Raw genomic sequence first — 18,266 nt, 5'->3', positions numbered from 1 at the left:
TTTCTATTATTTCTCTAACTTTTTAAAAATGGCATCTACCATCGCATCGATAAATAAAGGATGGGTACTTGGCATTGGTGGGCGATAGTAATGCGCCCCTAGCTCATCACATACATCTTTACATTCAATATCGTTGTCATATAAAACTTCCAAATGCTCTGTTACGAAACCGACTGGTGCATATACGAACGAACGGTATCCTTTTTTCTCATAAAGTTCTCGAGTCAAATCTTGAACATCTGGACCAAGCCACGGTTCAGGAGTTTGTCCTGCAGATTGCCATCCAATTTCAATATTTTGAATCCCCGTTTTTTCTTGAATCAAACGAGCCGTTTCAATGAGCTGTTCCTCATATGGGTCGCCCAAATTTTTAATTTTTTCTGGCAGTGAATGGTTGGAAACAATTACACAAGCTTTTTCTCTTTCTTCCTCCGTCATTTTATCAAATTCTGCTAGGATCGCTTGTGACCAATATTCAATAAATTTCGGTTCATCATACCATGCTTCTACTGAAGTGATGTTTAGTGTACCGCCTAATTTTTCAGCAGCTTCTTTCGCTCGACCATTATATGATTTAATAGAAAACGTTGAAAAATGAGGCGCCAATACAATCGAAACGGCTTCTCGAATTCCATCTTTCACCATTTCTTCGACTGCATCTTCAATAAATGGTTCAATATGTTTTAATCCAATATAAAGTTTATATTCCACTTCGTCTTGTACTTCATTTAATCGGTTGACAAGTGCTTCTGCTTGTTTTTTAGTCATTTCTGCAAGAGGAGAAATTCCGCCAATCGCCTTATAACGAGCTTTTAAATCCTCTAAATGTTCATCAGAAGGCTTTCGTCCATGACGAATATGTGTGTAATATCTTTCAATATCTTCTTCTTTATATGGCGTTCCATAAGCCATTACTAGTAAACCGTGTACTGGTTTCAATGTTTTCACCTCAAAAAAATTTTTTTCATCATTCATTATTTAGTTTTGCAATCCGTTCACGACTATAATCATGAATCAATGCTGTTAATCGTTTTAATACTTCCGGATTTACTTCTGGGAATATACCATGTCCTAAATTAAAGATATGTCCTGGCACTTCAATTCCTTGATCAATAATGTCTTTTGTTCTGCGTTCAATTACGGACCAGTCCGCTAATAAAATGGAAGGGTCTAAGTTTCCTTGAACAGCTTTCTCTACTCCTAGTTCACGAGCTTTTCGAATTGGCATGCGCCAGTCAAGTCCAATTACATCAATCGGTAAATCATTCCATTCGTTGATTAAATGACTTGCGCCCACACCAAATAAAATTAATGGTACATTTTGATTTCGTAATTCTGCAAAAATGCGAGTCATAACTGGTTTAATGAATACTCGATAATCTTCAACGTTCAATGCGCCAACCCAAGAGTCAAACACTTGAATTGCACTAGCTCCAGCTTCCACTTGAGCTGTGATATCAGCAATAATCATATCTGCTAATTTATCCATCAATTTAAACCAAGCTTTTGGATCGGATACCATGAACGATTTTGTCTTGCTGTAATTTCGAGATGGACCGCCTTCAATCATGTAGCTAGCTAAAGTAAAAGGAGCACCTGTAAATCCAATTAACGGCACATCCAATTGCTCTTCTGTTAAAATTTTAATCGTCTCAAGCACGTATGGAGTATGTTCTTTCGGATAAAATTCCCCTAACTTTTCAACATCTTCCGCACTTCTAATAGGGTTTGAAATCACTGGTCCAACACCGGCTTGAATTTTTACATCGACCCCGATACCAGGCAAAGGCGTCACGATATCTTTATAAAGTATTGCGGCATCAACGTTATATTGTTCCACAGGTAATCTTGTTACATATGCACAAAGTTCTGGTTGTTGAGTAATTTCCTCCAGTGAATATTTTTCTTTTAATTTTCGATACTCTGGTTGAGAGCGCCCTGCTTGACGCATATACCAAACAGGAGTATATTCCGTTCGTTCTCCTCTCGCTGCTCTAATCAGTGTGTCGTTTATTTGCCTCATTTTTTCTTTACCTTCCCCTCAAAAATAATCAATTTGACGAAAAGTGCAATGAAATCGATTTCAATCTTTCACTTTTCTACAAATTTCATCGCTATATAATGCTACAATTCATAATAATAACTTTATACTTACAAATAATCTACTAATCATTGATACCCTTCAATATATACTGTTCCTTTACCATTGTATAGCTTTCTCTGACAAATGTCATAAAATTGTTCTTTAAATAGCACATTTTTCTCACTTAAATTATGACAAATTTTAGACAATAAATCGCATTTATTATTTAAGGAGGAATAAAATATGAATATTTACATGACGACAGGAACTCCACAATTTATGGAAAAATTGCATCAAAAGTATGAAAACGAAAATATGTATATCTTGTATGGCATAAACGAAACGCTTTTACTACATGAAACTGAAAGAAAAACCGTCTTTCAAACACCGCGAAAATATGAAGTGGTAGATGGATTAAATGAACTACAACAAGCAGGTTTCTTTACTTTTTACCATATCCCAGTTTCTGATGAAGGACGACCTGTCTTTGAAAAAAACATTTTACAGCGATTGGGCGGAATGAAAGATCAAACTGGATTAATGGCTTATCGAATACTACGCCCAAAAAAATCTGAGACATATATAATTCTCTTCCAATGGACAAATAAACGTGCTTATGACATATGGAAAAAATACGATCCATTCGCTTATGAACTCGAACATTTTTCCGTAGGAGTAAAAAAAGACAATATTTTTAATGCTGCAACATACATTACAACTTATTCTGGCGCAAAACAAAAAAATAATGAAGAAAGCTGACTCAAGTATTGAGTCAGCTTTTTACATTAAATCGATAATTGTTCCTATACGATGCTCTAATGCTTTATAGTAAACTCCTTTTGCAACTGCAAGGTCATAGTAGGATGCGCCAACCGATTTGAAAAAAGTAATTTCTTCCTCACTTTCCCTCGGAGCAATTTTCCCACTCACTAATAATTCAAGTTCACCATGCACATCTTCAAAGGACCATTCACCACTATTATTTGCGTCAATTAATTCACCAGCTTCTTCCATAACTCCTTCAAGATCATCCACTACTATTTTGGAAGCTCGTAAAATGGTTGTACGATCGATTTCAAACATTTGAGGTAAGTAAGATCCAACTCCGTTAATGTGGGCACCAGATTTTAAATATTTCCCATCAAACACTGGTGTTGTTGAATTTGTCGCACAACAAATAATATCTGATTCCGAAACGGCCTCGTTCACATCTTCAACTATTTCAATAGATGCAGTTACACCCTGCTCTATTAATTGTTGTTTAAATTGAAACGCTTTTTCCTTTGAACGATTAAACAATAAAATTTTCTCAATCTTCCTTACAGCCATTACGCCTAGCGCTTGCTCAAAAGCCATGCGACCTGTACCTACAATTGTCAACACCTTGGCATTTTGTATCGCAAGTTTCTTTGTTGCTAATCCTGTCATCGCACCGGTGCGAAGCCTTGTCAAATAAGAAGCATTCATAACTGCCAAATGCTCTCCGTTTTCCGTGCTAGTTAAAACAATAATCCCTTGCGTTGTCGGTAGCCCCTTTGCCGGATTGTCCGGGAAAATTGTTACTACTTTAACACTGGCAACGTGATGTTCTAAATCTGCACTTGGCATATATAAAGAGGAAGCATTTTTTTCCGGAAATTCAAGCACTGTTCGGATTGGTGCCAACACTTTATTTTCATGCTTTGCTATTAGCATTTCTTCCACATCTTTTAATGCTTCTTCCATTTTATAGATGCTTTTAATCTGTTTTTCATTTAATAGAATCAATGATCACACGCTCCATTTTTACTAAACACTTTGCAATTCTTTCTTTTTCTCTTCCTGTACTTTAAATTCATCCAACTCTTGATTGTTCTTATCTTTCACTGTTAATACAGCAATTAAAGAAATAACTGCTGTCAAAATGATATATAACGCAACAGGTACGTAAGAATTATTAAATTCTACTAGCAGCCATGTTGCAATCAACGGCGCTGTTCCTCCAGCTAGGGCAGCCCCAATTTGATATCCTAATGAAACCCCAGTATAACGAACTTTTGCATCGAATATTTCAGAAAACATTGTTCCCAGCACTGAAGTAATCGGAGCCCAAATAATTCCTAACCCAAGAACTGTTGCAATTAACAGTGTCGTAAATGTTCTTTGTTCGAGCAACCAAAAATAAGGAAACGCATATAAAATCATTCCGATTGTTCCCGTAATATAAACTTTTTTTCTACCAATTTTGTCAGATAAGCTACCCATATATGGCATTAAAATTGTTGTAACAATTGTAGCAATCATGATGGATATTAACACTTGTGAACTTTTAAATCCTAAGTTGTTCGTACCATAGGAAACAATAAATGTAGAGAAAATGTAAAATGGTGCAGTTTCTACAACTTTTCCACCTACAGCAATAATAACCTCTTTCCACTGCGTTTTAAAAATTTCTATGAAAGGCAACTTCGGAATTTCTCCGGATTCTTGTACTTTTTTAAAGGAAGGCGTTTCATCTAATCCTTTACGAATCCAAAGACCAAAGATTACTAATAAAGCACTTAAAATAAATGGAATACGCCATCCCCAAGCAACGAAACTTTCAGGCGAAACAATAGAAGTAATAAATGATAACGCTCCCGAACCTAAAAACATCCCAATTGTGACACCCATTTGTGGGAAGGCACCGTAAAAGCCCCGTCTTTCTTTTGGAGAATATTCAACAGCAAGTAATACGGCTCCTCCCCATTCTCCTCCAATTCCAAGTCCTTGAACTAATCGTAAAACAATTAATATGATTGGAGCCGCTATGCCAATTGCTTGGTATGTAGGTAATAATCCCATTAATACTGTCGCTATACCCATAATTGATAATGTTAAGACGAGTGTACGTTTTCTTCCGATTTTATCTCCAATATATCCAAAGATGATTCCTCCAAATGGACGGATGAAGAATGCAAGCGCAAGAGATGCATAAGAAGCCAACAACCCTACCGTCGGATCGTCGGTTACGAAAAACACTTGATTGAATACAAGTCCCGCTACCGTTCCATAAAGGAAGTAGTCGAACCATTCAATTGAACTTCCTACTAAACTTGCAATCCAAACTTTCGTCATAACATTTTTGCTTGTACTCATGTTAGTCCCTCCTATTGAATATATAAAAATTGAAGTGTCACTTAAATTTATGCAAGAAATCATACATTCATTCGAATTTTCTATGAAAAATTTAGATATTAGTTCTATTATTTTTTAGGGGGATGTTTATTTATGATGATTGGGGAAAAGCTTCGAAAAATCCGAAAAAAGAAGAAGATGACTTTAAAAGATTTGTCTGAACAGACGGGGGTTTCAATTAGTTTTTTATCTCAAGTAGAAAGAAATAAATGCAGTGTTACGTTAGAATCGTTAAGAAAAATTAGCGATGCGTTAAATGTCAATCCAAGCTTGTTCTTCTCTGATACAAATTATCAAGCAAAATCTTTTCCGTTTTTTTACAAAGACTTGTCCAACAATGTTCAAGGGGCTTCATTTCACCCGATCTTAGCGACACTAAAGCCAAAGGAAAACAAAGGAAATGAATTTTCCCATTACGGCCATGAGTTTATTTATGTGTTATCTGGAGTTTTAACGGTTTCTCTCGAAGGAAACGTTTTTGAATTAAGAAATGGGGAATCCATTATGTTCGAATCTAGCCGTAATCATTATTGGTGGAATGATGGAGAAGAGGATGTGCAGTTTCTTCTAGTGTCTACTTTATGAGAATGGGAATTACGCTAGTTCATCTCATTTTGTAGGATATTCATGAATACAAATTGGAAAAAACTCTCTCTTTTTTGTTTCAACAATAAAAACAGTAAACGATTATCATGTTGTAATTTGTACTTTCTGGATTCTCCATAATAGAACTCAAGAATAAAAGCGCATTGGAAAACACTTATGAAATCCAATACGCTTATATAGCAGATGTATAATCCAACTTAAACATGCACAACCGGATCTTTTGACAAGTTAAACGTCAACTCGTTCATCACAATGATAATAATAGCTGGAACAAAGAAATATGGCTGTCCAATGGCACAAAGCATTACTAGCATCCCTTGAATAATCATAAAAATACGCAATAGCTTTTGAACAGCTTTCTTTCGTTGATTCTCTTTTATTGGAAAAAGCATGTCCATACGAAAATCAGAAGAAGACAATAACGCATATTTTAACTGAATGGTCGTAGCAAAACTTAATGCTCCTGCAACAATCCATAATACAATCGGAATATCGATCGTCAACGCGACAATCACTAAAATGGCTGTTAAACGAACCCATAAATAAAAATGGTCATTCGTTCTTACAAAAGTACGGAAAACTAAATAACTTTGAGTACTTTCCTTATTAAATAGAACAAATTTATAAATGATATCTAACCATGCTCTACGTTTTATTGCACCGCGGATATGAGGAACATCTGTAAAGTAGTTCGCAAATCGGTAAAAGGCCATCATGCGATTTTGTTCCAATTTTACAAAATGTTCGTAAGGAATTGGTTGAACGAATACTTTCTTTTTTAACGACTGATTGTACACTATAAGCAACAATATATATAGGAAAGCCCACCAAAAATGAATCGATAGAATGGCTTGCACCGCTAAAATTGATACCGCCATTCTTGCTATGCGATCAAAAGCGATGAAATTCCCTCGATTGACATAGCGATAATGGAATTCAGTTTGAACGTTAATATATTTCAGTATGATGATAAACAGCAACCCAAGCCAAATACGCAATGATTCTAATTCCGTAACTGCATTCAATAAAGGAATCGCGATAAGATAGCAAATTGCAGATAGGAAAACTTGTGACCAAAAAGTCCAATTCAATGCTTTTCGGAAATAGATGGGCATCTGTTTTTCTAATGGCAATAAATATACTTGGTCTGGCTCTTTTAAAAGAGTGACTGGACGAGAAAATGCAACGATAATACCTACCACTACAGCAACAAGCCATTCAGCTGGAAAATTGGGTGATACAACTTGCAACCACTGGCTATATTGAAACCCAAGCGCTCCAATGGCAAACACCATCACAATAGCCAAATGTCCAGTGAACACAAAACGCATATATTTTTGAACTTCAATCATATAGTGTTCGAAACGTTTGGACCATACTTCTGACAAATTACTCATTATGTTGCTCCTTCGTCATGGCAATATATAAATCATCTAACGTTGCATTGGGCATATTAAACGCTTTTCGTAAATCTTCCATCGTTCCCTGTGCACGAACTCGTCCTTCATGAAGGAAAATGATGCGGTCACAATGTTTCTCAGCCGTCGATAAAACGTGCGTAGACATTAAAACAGAAGCCCCTTCTTTTTTCCTTTCAGTCATTTGGTTAAGCAATGATTGAATCCCTAACGGATCAAGCCCAACAAATGGTTCATCAATTATATATAATGAAGGTTTTACTAAAAAGGCGCACATAATCATCACCTTTTGCTTCATTCCCTTTGAAAAATGGGATGGGAACCAATTGAGGCGCTTCTCCATCCGGAATTCTTCTAATAATTTTCCGGAACGTTCCTTTAAAGTATGCTGATCAATGCCGTATGCCATCGCCGTTAATTCCAAATGTTCTTTTAACGTAAGTTCATCATATAATACGGGCGTTTCGGGAATATAGGAAAAAGATGAACGATATGTTTCAATATCTTCATTTAACGTAACACCATTTAAACGGATTTCTCCTTTTTGTGGAAGAAGCGTCCCAATTATATGTTTAATAGTTGTACTTTTTCCAGCGCCATTTAAACCAATTAAGCCAACCAATTCCCCTTGTCCAATTGAAAAGTTCAAATCTTTAATGACGGGTTTTCTTGTATATCCACCTGTTACATCCTTTACTTCCAACATAGTTAACACTCCTATTCTTCCTACAGTTTATCAAAATTAGAAAATGTATTCATCTCATGAAATATGTTAAAATGTAGATAAATTTTGTATGAAAGGATTGGGTGAAATGAGCGACTGCATTTTCTGCAAAATTATTGAAGGTTCCATTCCATCAAATAAAGTATATGAAGATGAACATGTTTTAGCTTTCATGGACGTAGCGCCATTAACAAAAGGACATACTTTATTAATTCCAAAACAACACGTCAAAGACTTATTTGAAATGCCTGAAGATGTAGCACGAAATTTATATGCAGCTGCACCAAAAATTGCAAATGCCATTAAAAAAGCGTTTAATCCACAAGGAATGAATACATTGAACAACAACGGTGCCTTTGCTGGACAAACAGTATTCCATTATCACTTGCACTTCATTCCACGCTATGCCGAAAACGATGGATATATAGTACGTTGGGAAACGAAAAAAGATGAGTTTACTCCTGACACATTAAAAGCAATTGCGGATGAAATTAAAGCAAATTTGAATAAGTAATGCTTTCTCAGACTGGCTCAAAACAATTCCACGAGTCAGTCTTTGTCATTTAAAAAAGTTGTTACTATCCTATTAAAATTGCTTGAAAATTATTTCTTTTAAGATTACAATCATACTATATATTTTCGCTAACGGCTTGAGGGCACGTTAGGAAAGTAGAGCATAGTTTAGTAGAGGAGAGATTTATAATGAAAACGAAAAATTTAGTGTTAATGGCCCTTTTAGTTGGGATCGGTACAGCTCTTTATTTAGTGATGCCACCAGTTCCAATCGGTGGTGGAATTAAGCCAGATTTAATGTTAACGATGATGTTTGTCGGGATTATTTTATTCCCTACTGTTCGAGATACTTTTATCCTTTCAGTAGTAACTGGTGTTCTTTCCGGTTTATTCTCATCAATTCCAGGATCACTCATTCCAAATATCATCGATAAATTTGCCACAGGTTTTATCTTTTTTGTTGTAGTACTTTTAGTAAATAAATTTGCAAAAAATGTTGTAGCTTACGGTATTTTGATTGGATTAGGAACGTTGTTATCAGGAACTGTATTTTTATCAATGTTGCTATTATTAGTAGGCGAAATGCCAGCAGCTTTTGGCATTATGTTTGTAACGGGAGTAATTCCTGCAACGATTGCAAATATCATTGCATTTGCAATTATTTATCCTATTTTAAAAGGTTTGTTAATGCGTTCCAAATTCGAAACTTCTGTTACACAAGTATCATAATATTGGATATTTCGCTGTCTAAGTTTTACTTAGATAGCTTTTTTATTTTCTTTCATTTTGGTTTAATATGGATAAGTACAAGAATTAATATTTTAGACAATTTCTTTACATACTAATTACAAAAAAAGGGAGAGATTTTCAATGCGTGCAAAACCATTTTTAATCGGACTAACTGCTGGAGTCATTGCAGGAATTACGACTGCAATTTTCACAACTCCACAAACAGGCAATCAATTACGAATGAATATCGCGACTACTTCCAAAAATTTAAAAACAACTATGAGTCAATTAAATAATCAAATCAATGACATAAAAAATGGGATCTCCACTTTAACAAATGAAGTGAAAATTACTATTCCACAAATATTATTCGATGTAAAAAATTCCATTTCACAATTTACACAAGATATTCAACCAAGTTCACAAAATTTAAAAGAAGAATTGGAAAAATTACAGAATAGCCTAAGCGAAATCGAGAATAATCTTTCACAAATCAAAAAAGGTTAAAATATACTCAGTATAATAATAACCAGGACTTTATAACTAAACAATAATGCGTTTTTAGCACTATTTTTTCAAATTTTATTAAAAAATAACATTTATTAATCACTTTTCATTTATTTATTTTTTCTAACTTTAAACTTTTTTCTTTTATTGCTATAATATTTTAAAATCCTATAATAAGAAGGTGAATCAAATTGTCTGTAGAATCTTATACGTTGAAAGAGGCTATGATTTATAGCCAACGAATTGCCCAACTTTCAAAAGCTTTGTGGAAAGCCGTCGAAAAAGACTGGCAACAATGGATTAAACCGTTTAATTTAAACATTAACGAACACCACATTTTATGGATTGCTTTCCATTTGCAAGGTGCATCAATTTCAGATGTTGCAAGGTTTGGGGTAATGCACGTATCAACTGCGTTCAACTTCTCAAAGAAATTAGAAGAGCGCGGGCTTCTTAAATTTTCAAAGCGCGATGATGACAAGCGCAATACGTATGTTGAACTCACTCCTGAGGGAGCAGAGCTAGTGATTCGTATGTATGATCATTACTTGGATACGGAACACTCTATTTTGGAAGGATCTCTAGCATTGAAAGAATTGTATGGTAGATTTCCAGAATTTTTAGACGTTATGGCAATTATTCGAAATATTTACGGGGAAGATTTTATCGAAATATTTGAGAGATCTTTCAAAAATTTTAAAGAATCTATAGAAGAAAAAGATACGCATGAAGTAGTTATTAAAAATGAAATATTAATGAATAAATAGCAATTGGGGATTATGGGGAGTGTATTAGGTACACTCTTTTTTCTTTTGTCTGCAAAATTATTAGCATAATAATTCAGTTTGTTTTACAATTTTCTTAATTTCAGATAGAGGAGTATTGCAAATATGCATTGTTGGAAAACGATTAACATAAAAAGAGAATATCGTACACCTCGCCTTGTATTTTATGCAATCATTATTTTTATTCTTGTTTTTTCTTTTTCATTTATTATCATCGGTGCAAACCGTCCATTAATATATGATGCTCATCATTTCCCATTATTTATATTAGTTTGTTTACTTTTATACCCGCTGCATAAGCTAATTCATTATTATTCACTGTTTTCTTATCGCAAATCGGTTAAATTAAAATGGAGATTTGAGTTTAAACTGATTCCCATAGTTCAAATTCGAATTAAAAAAATGTTACCGAAAAAAAGATATATGTTTATTCTTTTAACTCCATTTATTATTGTAAATACTTTACTTATACTTGTAGCAATATTCCTTCCCTATTATTCACATTACGCTTGTTTACTACTCGGATATCATTGTGGTATTTGCTTAGTAGACATATTATATTTTATACATTTGGTGAAAGCACCAAAAAATGCTGTAATAGAGGAAACACCTAAAGGTTATGAAATTCTAGTTCCTCCTAGTTTTTCAAACATTCCCAACAATTAAAACGATAAATATTCAATTACTCACTTGTGGGATGGTACCACTTTTTGTTATTCTTAAATGAAGTGATAGAGGGGAGGAATAGACTTGCTACTGTTAATTGTAGTGCTATTCTCGGTATTTTATTTATTCCAAATTAACAAAATGACATATTCACTATGTATGCAAAAAGAAATACCTGAAGAAAAACAACCAAAAATTTTTAGCACAATTAATATATTAGTAACGATTTTACTAATATCCTTTTATATTGAGGTGTATGTTGCCATCAATTTTTAATAAGAGGAGATGTAGGTTACAATTATAGTTCAATATAGATAAAAGAGCTAAAGGAATTCCTTTAGCTCAATTCACTGTAATCAATGCATGTAAGCTGCACCAACAATGATTAATAAGATAAACAACACAACCAATAGCGCGAACCAGGAGCTACCTCCGTATCCACCACCATAACTTTGACCCATAACGACACCTCCTTTCTAATGCCTATATTATGCAGTAGGTAATGGGCTACTTAGGCAAACAAATTAGTGCAACCATTTAGATTTTTATTCGTTTATGTTATAGTTACAATTGGATTTTAAAGACAGGGAGAGAAAGTATATTTATGAAGAAAACATTTTTAGCTATTGCATTAGCAACATCCGTATTCACATTATCTGCTTGCAACTCTGGTAATGAAGTAGTGGTTTCTACAAAATATGGCGACATCACAAAAGATGAATTCTATGATGAAATTAAACAATTAGCTGGTAGCATGTTATTAGAGCAAGTAGTGATTGAGCATGTTCTAGAAAATAATTATGAAGTAAAAGACGAAGAAGTAGAAGAGCACTTCAATCAATATAAAGAACAATTCGGAGATTCTTTCAAAGACGTTTTACAATCACAAGGATTAACGGAAGAGCAATTTAAATCAAATATCCGCTTTACTTTATTACAAGAAAAAGCTGAAAAGGATATCGAAGTAACAGATGAAGAAATTGAAAAGTATTATAACCAAGGAAAATATGAATTGCATGCTCGCCATATTTTAGTGGATGACGAAGCTACTGCTAAACAAGTCCTTGAAAAGCTTAATAAAGGTGAAGACTTTGTTGAATTAGCGAAAGAATATTCTAAAGACACTGCCAACGCTGAACAAGGCGGCGATTTAGGCTGGTTTACTGTTGGAACAATGGTAACAGAATTTAACGATGCTGCTTATGCATTAGAAGTAAATGAAATTAGCGAACCAGTTAAAACAGATTTCGGCTACCATATCATTCAACTTTTGGACAAACGTGAAGTTGAAAATTATGGTACTTTAGAAGAGAAAAAAGATGAAATTCGCCAAGAATTAATTGACATGAAAGGCGGATTTGCAGCGAAATTAACAGAGTTAGTGAAAGAAGCGAAAATTGAAATAAAAGATAAAGACTTAAAAGATGCATTTTCACAAATTTTATTAACTGAAGAAGATTCTAAAGAAAAAGAATAATACAGATTAAGTACGAAATGTTTTGAAAGATCACCTTTTCATGCTAAAAATGGTGCTGGCGAATCCTCCCAGCACCATTTATTTTTTCAAAAAATAATTTACCGAATTCAGTAGCATTCCACCATTCACTATCGAATAATTGTTATATCAAAGTACATCATCGTGAATCAAGAAATACTATCTTATGATAACATGTCATAACATTCCTTAAAGAAAAAAGAAAACGAAGAAAACCCATTGCTTTCTTCGTCCCCTCTTTTTGTTCATCCACTCAATATTAAAATTCTTCAAATTTTGGTTTATAAAATGAACGATTATCCAGCGCAAATATACGTTCCGTAAATTCTCCTGGCTTTGTTTTGTTTAATGCCCTCGTTAGCATATTCATTTTCGCATCAATATTATCAATATAATGCAAAATTTCCGCCTCTTGAATCATCGGTTTTTTCGGGCTTCCCCATTCTTCCTTCCCATGATGAGAAAGAACGATATGTTGTAATACCATCACTTCTTCTCCTTCAATTCCTAATTCCTTTGCCGCTTGCCCGATTTCATCAACCATGATTGTAATATGACCTAGTAAATTTCCTTCTACCGTATATGTTGTTGATACGGGGCCGGACAATTCCTTCACTTTCCCTATATCATGCAATATAATTCCAGCATAAACTAAATCTTTATTTAATGTTGGATATAATTCACAAATTGCCTTCCCTAATCTCAACATATGCACGATATGATCTAATAATCCAGAAACATAATCATGGTGGTTTTTAGAGGCTGCGGGGAAAACAGTCAATTCCGATTGATATTTTTTCATTAGAAAACGGGTGATTCTAGAAATTTTGGGATTTTTAATTTCAAAGAAAAATTGGGTTAACTCTTCAAATAATTTTTCCTTTGGTGTTGCAGCAGAAGGAATTAAATCATTTATCTGTATCCCGTCTTCCGGTTTTGCTAGTCGAATTTGTTTTATGCGAAGTTGGTTTTTACCGCGATATTCATGGATTTCTCCACCGATTTTTACAATCACTTGCGGTTGGTACATTTTTTCATGCTCTTCATTCGTATCCCAAAGCTTTGCTTCGATATCGCCACTTTTATCTTGGAGAATGAGCGTCATGAAAGGCTTACCCACCGTTGTTACTCCCTTGGTTGCTTGTTTAATAAGCAAAAATTGATTCACTGCATCTCCTGGCTGGAGTTGAGTAATACCTGGCATATCCGACACTCCCTTTTCTTTCCCTTCATCGTTCAAATTAATCGTTCATTTTTCATTGTACCATTTGTTTAAACTTGATTCGATGTTAGAATCCATAAATTATAATTCTATAAACTTGCTTTATTTTTGTTGTATAATAAAATTGAATTTTCAAAAAAGGATGGGATGAAAATGGCAAATTTTTATTTCACGGCTTACGAAAAATCAGGGGAACTATTATTTAATGAAGTTTGGGAATTTGAAAATGAACAAGAAGCCATAATAGAAGGCCAAAAACGCATTGAAGAAAAAGGGGTTCAAGATAAAACGCATCGACTCGTAAACTCTTCAGGAAAAATCATTTTATTCCATGTATAAAAAATTGGAGGTTGACTTTTCACTATAAATAGTCAACCTCCAGCTAATTTTTATTTTTATTGCCCTATAAATTGAGGGGAACGCTTTTCAACAAAGGCTTTAATGCCTTCCAAATGGTCTTTCGTATTCCTCATCTTTATTTGTGCTTCCAGCTCTTTTGCCAGCACTTTATTTAATTCAGAAAGGCGCTCAGTATGATAAATTTGTTTTGTCTCAAGCATCGCTAAAATAGGAGAAGATAAAATTTTCTCTGTATATTGTTGCACGTATTTTTGCGCTTCTCCATCCTTTACAACGACATCCACTAATCCAAGGTTTAATGCTTCTTCCCCATTCAATACTTTGCCTTCCCAAATAATTTGCTTTGCCTTTGCTACTCCAACTCGTTCCTTCATAAAGAAATGCCCACCACCATCTGGGATGAGGCCAATTCCTATGAAATTCATAGCTAACTTGCTATTTTCTTCAGCAATGACATAATCTGATGCAATGGCAAGGCTGAATCCAAGACCTGCTGCAGCACCATGTACTTGAGCTATCGTAATCATTGGCAATTGATAGAAAGCAAGCATCATTCGGGAAATCGAATCCATGATATCATGAAACTCTTGCAATTGCTCTGATTGAAGCATCATTTTAATGTCTCCTCCAGCAGAGAATGCTCGCCCTTCCCCTTTAATAACTAATATTTGAATATCCTTTTCGCCTTGTAACTGTTCAAAGCAATCCGCCAGTTCTTTTAACATTACTTCATTCATTGCATTCATCGCTTGTGGACGCTTCAATGTGAGCACAGCAAGACGATCATTACGACTTAATTCAATTGTTTCGTATGCCATTTCTTCCACCCCTTAATTTTGATGTACAATTATTACTTCTACTTAGATGGAAAAAATTCCTTTCGAACATAGACAATCAAATTTTAGCAACAATAAATGTATATTCATCAATTAAAAAATCTTTATACATAAAATAACAATAAAAACACGAATATTAACAAAAAACAGCAAATACAATGTTCGTTAATTAACGAAAAATTTAAGCGTTTTCATTAAAATTTTTTAATCATTTTAGGAAATTAGTTGACATTAATGAACAATCAGTTTATTATGGAAACACATTAATAAGAGTCAAAATATTATGACGGAGACATGCTCTTACGTTCAGATTCTCAGAGAGCTGATGGTTGGTGCAAATCAGTGTTTCTGGCGTTTGTAGTTCCACTCCTGAATAGAATGGCTGAACAAATAAGTAAGCCAATTCCGGTTAATGCACGTTACGCATCACTTGAGGTTGCCTTGAATTAGGCAACGAAAAAGGGTGGCACCGCGTGAAGTTGATATGACAGCTTTTCGCCCCTAATTTATAGGGGGTGGAAGGCTTTTTTTAATACCTAAAAAAATGGAAGGGGTCTTTTTATCGAGAAAGTCTAACAATTGTTGCAATTGTTCGATAGTTGGCTATTGTCTTTAATTCTTTATTAAAAAATATTAATGAAAAAGGAGTTTTTTAAATGGTTACAAAAGCAACTACAGCTACAGATGTAATTAAAGTGTTTATTGCGGATCCATTAAGTGAAGACGGTATTTTCCCATTGCGCGAAGAAAAAGATCTGAATTTAGAAATCATTGTGGATACTGGGAATTCACAAGAAGAACTCATTGAAAAAATTAAAGATGTTGATGCATTAATCGTGCGCAGTGCTACGAAAGTGACTCGTGAAGTAATTGAAGCTGCAAAAAATTTAAAATTAATTGGTCGTGCTGGTGTAGGAGTAGATAACATCGATCTACAAGCTGCAACTGAACACGGTATTATTGTAGTCAACGCACCAGATGGAAATACAAACTCTGCTGCTGAACATACCATTGCGATGATGACTTCTCTTGCTCGCCATATTCCACAAGCTTATTTATCTTTAAAAAATGGAAAATGGGATCGCAAAACTTACGTTGGGGTTGAATTGAAAAACAAAACGTTAGGTGTTATCGGTTTGGGGCGTATCGGTACAGAAGTGGCTTTCCGTGCAAAAGGACAACGTATGAATATTATGGCATATGATCCATTCTTAACTGAAGAAAGAGCGAAAGAACTTGGTGTAACAAAAGCAACTGTTGATGAAATTTGCCAACAAGCTGATTTTATCACTGTGCATACGCCACTATTACCTGAAACGAAAAATTTGATTAATAAAGAAAAATTCGCTCTTATGAAACCTGGCGTACGCATTATTAACTGTGCACGTGGTGGAATCATCAACGAAGATGATTTATATGATGCAATCGTGGAAGGAAAAGTAGCAGGCGCTGCTCTCGACGTATTCGTTGAAGAACCAGCTACAGATCATAAATTGCTAACTTTACCACAAGTGATTGCTACACCTCACTTAGGTGCATCTACAGTTGAAGCACAAGAATCTGTAGCAGTAGATGTTTCTAACGACATTATTAAATACTTTAAAACTGGTACTGTTACAAACCCTGTGAACATGCCATCAATTCCAAAAGAGCTGCTAGCTGAAGTTGAACCATTCTTTGAATTAGCAGAAAAACTAGGTGCTTTCTTATCACAAGTAACAACAGAACCATTAAAAGAAATTAATTTGTTCTACGCTGGTGAAATCGCAAATTACGATGTACGTCCATTGACTGCAAATACATTAAAAGGTTACTTAAAGAAAACTCACGGCGAAAATGTAAATGACGTAAATGCACGTTATTTAACAGAAAGAGTTGGCGTAAAAATTAACGAAAATAAAACAACAACAGCAAAAGGATTTACTAACCTTATTACTGTTGAAGTAATTACGGAAAATGAAACACATAGTGTTGCAGGTACACTTCTAAACGGTCTTGGAGCTCGTATCGTAAAAGTAGAAAACTTTGTTGTAGATGTTATTCCAGAAGGTCACTTATTATACATTAAAAATATCGATAAACCAGGAGCAATCGGCCGCGTTGCAACGAAACTTGCTGAGAAAGACGTCAACATTGCAACAATGCAAGTGGGACGTAAACAAGTTGGCGGTGCTGCTGTCATGATTCTTTCAATCGATAATGAAGTAACTCCTGAAGATTTAGTTTACGTAGAACAATTAGAAAATATCGATGAAGTAAAAGCAATTACTCTTTAAGCTGCCCGGCACGACTACTTGGTGAGATAGAACAGAATTGTGCTTTGTGTCCCTAAATATACAGGCAATGGAATTTTACCATTGCCTGTATATTATTTTGCCCAAAAAACTTCCGATAGAAAACTTTCCAACTTTGTTTTCTCCTTTAAATTTCATTTTTCTGTTCATACTATGGATGAACGAAAGGACGTGATGACCATTTTAACGGAAAAACAAATTGCTAAGCTAAAAAAACAGCTGATTGAACAAAAACATGCGTTGTTAAAAAATCAATCTGTAGATGACGAGTTTGTTGACCGTGGCAGCTTACGAGACGCTATTGATGAATTATCAACAGTCGACAATCATCCTGCAGACATAGCAACAGAACTTTTCGAAAGAGAAAAGGATTTATCTTTAAAAGTTCACCAAGAAGATGAATTAGCTAAAATTAACGCTGCTTTAGAGAAAATTGAAAACGGTACATATGGAGTTTGTGAAGTATGTAAAAAAGAAATTCCATATGATCGATTAGCAGCTATTCCATATACCTCCTTCTGTATTAAACATGCAGATGCAAAAAACATCCCTACTGATCGACCAGTAGAAGAAGATTTACTGATTCCTCCTGTCGATAATTCCTTTGCTGAAAGAGAAGTAGAAGGGGTAATTCAAGATTTTGAAGATACATTCCAAGTGGTTGCAAAATACGGTACATCTGAAACGCCATCAGATTTTGAAGGGGATTTTGAAGATTTCAATGAACTATATGACGACCCTGAAGAATACGCAAATAACGATGAACCCCAGTCTTTCCATGTATCGACGAAGGATGAAATACCTTTTCCAATGTCAAAAAGAGAAATTGAAGAAGCAAGTAAATATGATTATTTAGAATAGAAAATGCGAGA

General features: G+C 34.6%; 21 protein-coding genes and 1 other annotated feature. Of the genes, 12 read left to right on the top strand and 9 right to left on the bottom strand.

The window, feature by feature from the left end; all coding sequences use genetic code 11:
* Positions 1–6 precede the first annotated feature (6 nt).
* Together hemH and hemE are read right to left on the bottom strand one after the other, a co-directional pair.
* Positions 7–939, bottom strand: a complete 933-nt coding sequence (hemH, locus tag NST00_RS06880) for a ferrochelatase (protein WP_026019058.1) — start codon at positions 937–939, stop codon at positions 7–9.
* Positions 940–967: 28 nt separating this feature from the next.
* A complete protein-coding gene (gene hemE, locus NST00_RS06875) occupies positions 968–2,023 on the bottom strand; it encodes a uroporphyrinogen decarboxylase (RefSeq protein WP_016838127.1) in 1,056 nt (351 codons plus the stop codon).
* A gap of 303 nt (positions 2,024–2,326) precedes the next feature.
* Between hemE and NST00_RS06870 the strand changes: the two genes are divergently transcribed.
* Positions 2,327–2,842 (top strand): antibiotic biosynthesis monooxygenase family protein, encoded by a 516-nt coding sequence (locus tag NST00_RS06870; RefSeq protein WP_016838128.1) that lies wholly within the window; start codon positions 2,327–2,329, stop codon positions 2,840–2,842.
* 21 nt (positions 2,843–2,863) lie between these two features.
* Here NST00_RS06870 and NST00_RS06865 read toward each other — a convergent pair whose 3' ends face one another.
* Together NST00_RS06865 and NST00_RS06860 are read right to left on the bottom strand one after the other, a co-directional pair.
* Entirely contained in the window at positions 2,864–3,850 is a 987-nt protein-coding gene (locus tag NST00_RS06865; protein ID WP_016838129.1) for an ornithine cyclodeaminase family protein, read from the bottom strand.
* A gap of 21 nt (positions 3,851–3,871) precedes the next feature.
* On the bottom strand, positions 3,872–5,200 hold the full coding sequence (locus NST00_RS06860) for an MFS transporter (protein WP_340709789.1): 1,329 nt from the start codon (positions 5,198–5,200) through the stop codon (positions 3,872–3,874).
* Positions 5,201–5,332: 132 nt separating this feature from the next.
* Here NST00_RS06860 and NST00_RS06855 point away from each other — a divergent pair, with 132 nt between their 5' ends.
* Entirely contained in the window at positions 5,333–5,824 is a 492-nt protein-coding gene (locus NST00_RS06855) for a helix-turn-helix domain-containing protein (protein WP_016838131.1), read from the top strand.
* Positions 5,825–6,042: 218 nt separating this feature from the next.
* Here the strand turns inward: NST00_RS06855 and NST00_RS06850 are convergent, their stop codons facing one another.
* Entirely contained in the window at positions 6,043–7,242 is a 1,200-nt protein-coding gene (locus NST00_RS06850) for an ABC transporter permease (protein ID WP_340709788.1), read from the bottom strand.
* The gene (locus NST00_RS06845) at positions 7,235–7,969 is read right to left on the bottom strand and encodes an ABC transporter ATP-binding protein (RefSeq protein WP_340709787.1); all 735 of its coding nucleotides are present in this window, start codon (positions 7,967–7,969) and stop codon (positions 7,235–7,237) included. Before NST00_RS06845 ends, NST00_RS06850 begins: the two co-directional genes overlap by 8 nt.
* Before the next feature lie 106 nt (positions 7,970–8,075).
* Here NST00_RS06845 and NST00_RS06840 point away from each other — a divergent pair, with 106 nt between their 5' ends.
* The 6 genes from NST00_RS06840 (at position 8,076) to NST00_RS06815 (ending at position 11,463) form a co-directional block, all read left to right on the top strand.
* The gene (locus NST00_RS06840) at positions 8,076–8,501 is read left to right on the top strand and encodes an HIT family protein (RefSeq protein WP_340709786.1); all 426 of its coding nucleotides are present in this window, start codon (positions 8,076–8,078) and stop codon (positions 8,499–8,501) included.
* 188 nt (positions 8,502–8,689) lie between these two features.
* On the top strand, positions 8,690–9,229 hold the full coding sequence (locus NST00_RS06835) for a tryptophan transporter (protein WP_016838146.1): 540 nt from the start codon (positions 8,690–8,692) through the stop codon (positions 9,227–9,229).
* Positions 9,230–9,370: 141 nt separating this feature from the next.
* Positions 9,371–9,736: a YtxH domain-containing protein gene (locus NST00_RS06830; RefSeq protein ID WP_340709785.1), complete on the top strand. Its 366-nt coding sequence runs from the start codon at positions 9,371–9,373 to the stop codon at positions 9,734–9,736.
* Between the two features lie 185 nt (positions 9,737–9,921).
* Entirely contained in the window at positions 9,922–10,503 is a 582-nt protein-coding gene (locus NST00_RS06825) for an HTH-type transcriptional regulator Hpr (RefSeq protein WP_184656237.1), read from the top strand.
* Between the two features lie 123 nt (positions 10,504–10,626).
* Positions 10,627–11,187 carry a metalloprotease family protein gene (locus NST00_RS06820; RefSeq protein WP_016838149.1) on the top strand — a complete coding sequence of 187 codons (561 nt, stop codon included), beginning with the start codon at positions 10,627–10,629 and terminating at the stop codon, positions 11,185–11,187.
* Positions 11,188–11,271: 84 nt separating this feature from the next.
* Complete coding sequence (locus NST00_RS06815) at positions 11,272–11,463, top strand: hypothetical protein (protein WP_016838150.1); 192 nt, start codon at positions 11,272–11,274, stop codon at positions 11,461–11,463.
* Between the two features lie 80 nt (positions 11,464–11,543).
* On the opposite strand, the gene NST00_RS06810 is transcribed toward NST00_RS06815, so the two are convergent.
* Complete coding sequence (locus NST00_RS06810; RefSeq protein WP_016838151.1) at positions 11,544–11,648, bottom strand: YjcZ family sporulation protein; 105 nt, start codon at positions 11,646–11,648, stop codon at positions 11,544–11,546.
* Positions 11,649–11,791: 143 nt separating this feature from the next.
* Here NST00_RS06810 and NST00_RS06805 point away from each other — a divergent pair, with 143 nt between their 5' ends.
* The gene (locus NST00_RS06805) at positions 11,792–12,664 is read left to right on the top strand and encodes a peptidylprolyl isomerase (protein ID WP_340709784.1); all 873 of its coding nucleotides are present in this window, start codon (positions 11,792–11,794) and stop codon (positions 12,662–12,664) included.
* Positions 12,665–12,941: 277 nt separating this feature from the next.
* Here the strand turns inward: NST00_RS06805 and yhaM are convergent, their stop codons facing one another.
* Positions 12,942–13,886, bottom strand: a complete 945-nt coding sequence (gene yhaM, locus NST00_RS06800) for a 3'-5' exoribonuclease YhaM (protein ID WP_016838153.1) — start codon at positions 13,884–13,886, stop codon at positions 12,942–12,944.
* A 171-nt stretch (positions 13,887–14,057) separates the two neighbouring features.
* Between yhaM and NST00_RS06795 the strand changes: the two genes are divergently transcribed.
* The gene (locus tag NST00_RS06795; protein WP_016838154.1) at positions 14,058–14,243 is read left to right on the top strand and encodes a YhzD family protein; all 186 of its coding nucleotides are present in this window, start codon (positions 14,058–14,060) and stop codon (positions 14,241–14,243) included.
* A gap of 56 nt (positions 14,244–14,299) precedes the next feature.
* Here NST00_RS06795 and NST00_RS06790 read toward each other — a convergent pair whose 3' ends face one another.
* On the bottom strand, positions 14,300–15,082 hold the full coding sequence (locus NST00_RS06790) for an enoyl-CoA hydratase (RefSeq protein ID WP_340709783.1): 783 nt from the start codon (positions 15,080–15,082) through the stop codon (positions 14,300–14,302).
* Positions 15,083–15,374: 292 nt separating this feature from the next.
* Positions 15,375–15,606: a binding site (T-box leader), on the top strand.
* 150 nt (positions 15,607–15,756) lie between these two features.
* Between NST00_RS06790 and serA the strand changes: the two genes are divergently transcribed.
* Both serA and NST00_RS06780 read left to right on the top strand, forming a co-directional pair.
* On the top strand, positions 15,757–17,376 hold the full coding sequence (gene serA / locus NST00_RS06785) for a phosphoglycerate dehydrogenase (RefSeq protein ID WP_016838156.1): 1,620 nt from the start codon (positions 15,757–15,759) through the stop codon (positions 17,374–17,376).
* A gap of 192 nt (positions 17,377–17,568) precedes the next feature.
* Positions 17,569–18,255, top strand: coding sequence for a TraR/DksA C4-type zinc finger protein (locus tag NST00_RS06780; RefSeq protein WP_157782649.1), 687 nt, complete (start codon positions 17,569–17,571; stop codon positions 18,253–18,255).
* Positions 18,256–18,266 lie beyond the last annotated feature (11 nt).

Origin of the sequence: Ureibacillus sp. FSL K6-0165 (genome assembly GCF_038004285.1) — a bacterium.
Taxonomy (GTDB): Bacteria; Bacillota; Bacilli; order Bacillales_A; family Planococcaceae; genus Ureibacillus; species Ureibacillus thermosphaericus.
Note: the sequence above shows the minus strand (reverse complement) of the source record. Positions and strands in the feature narration are given on the sequence as shown.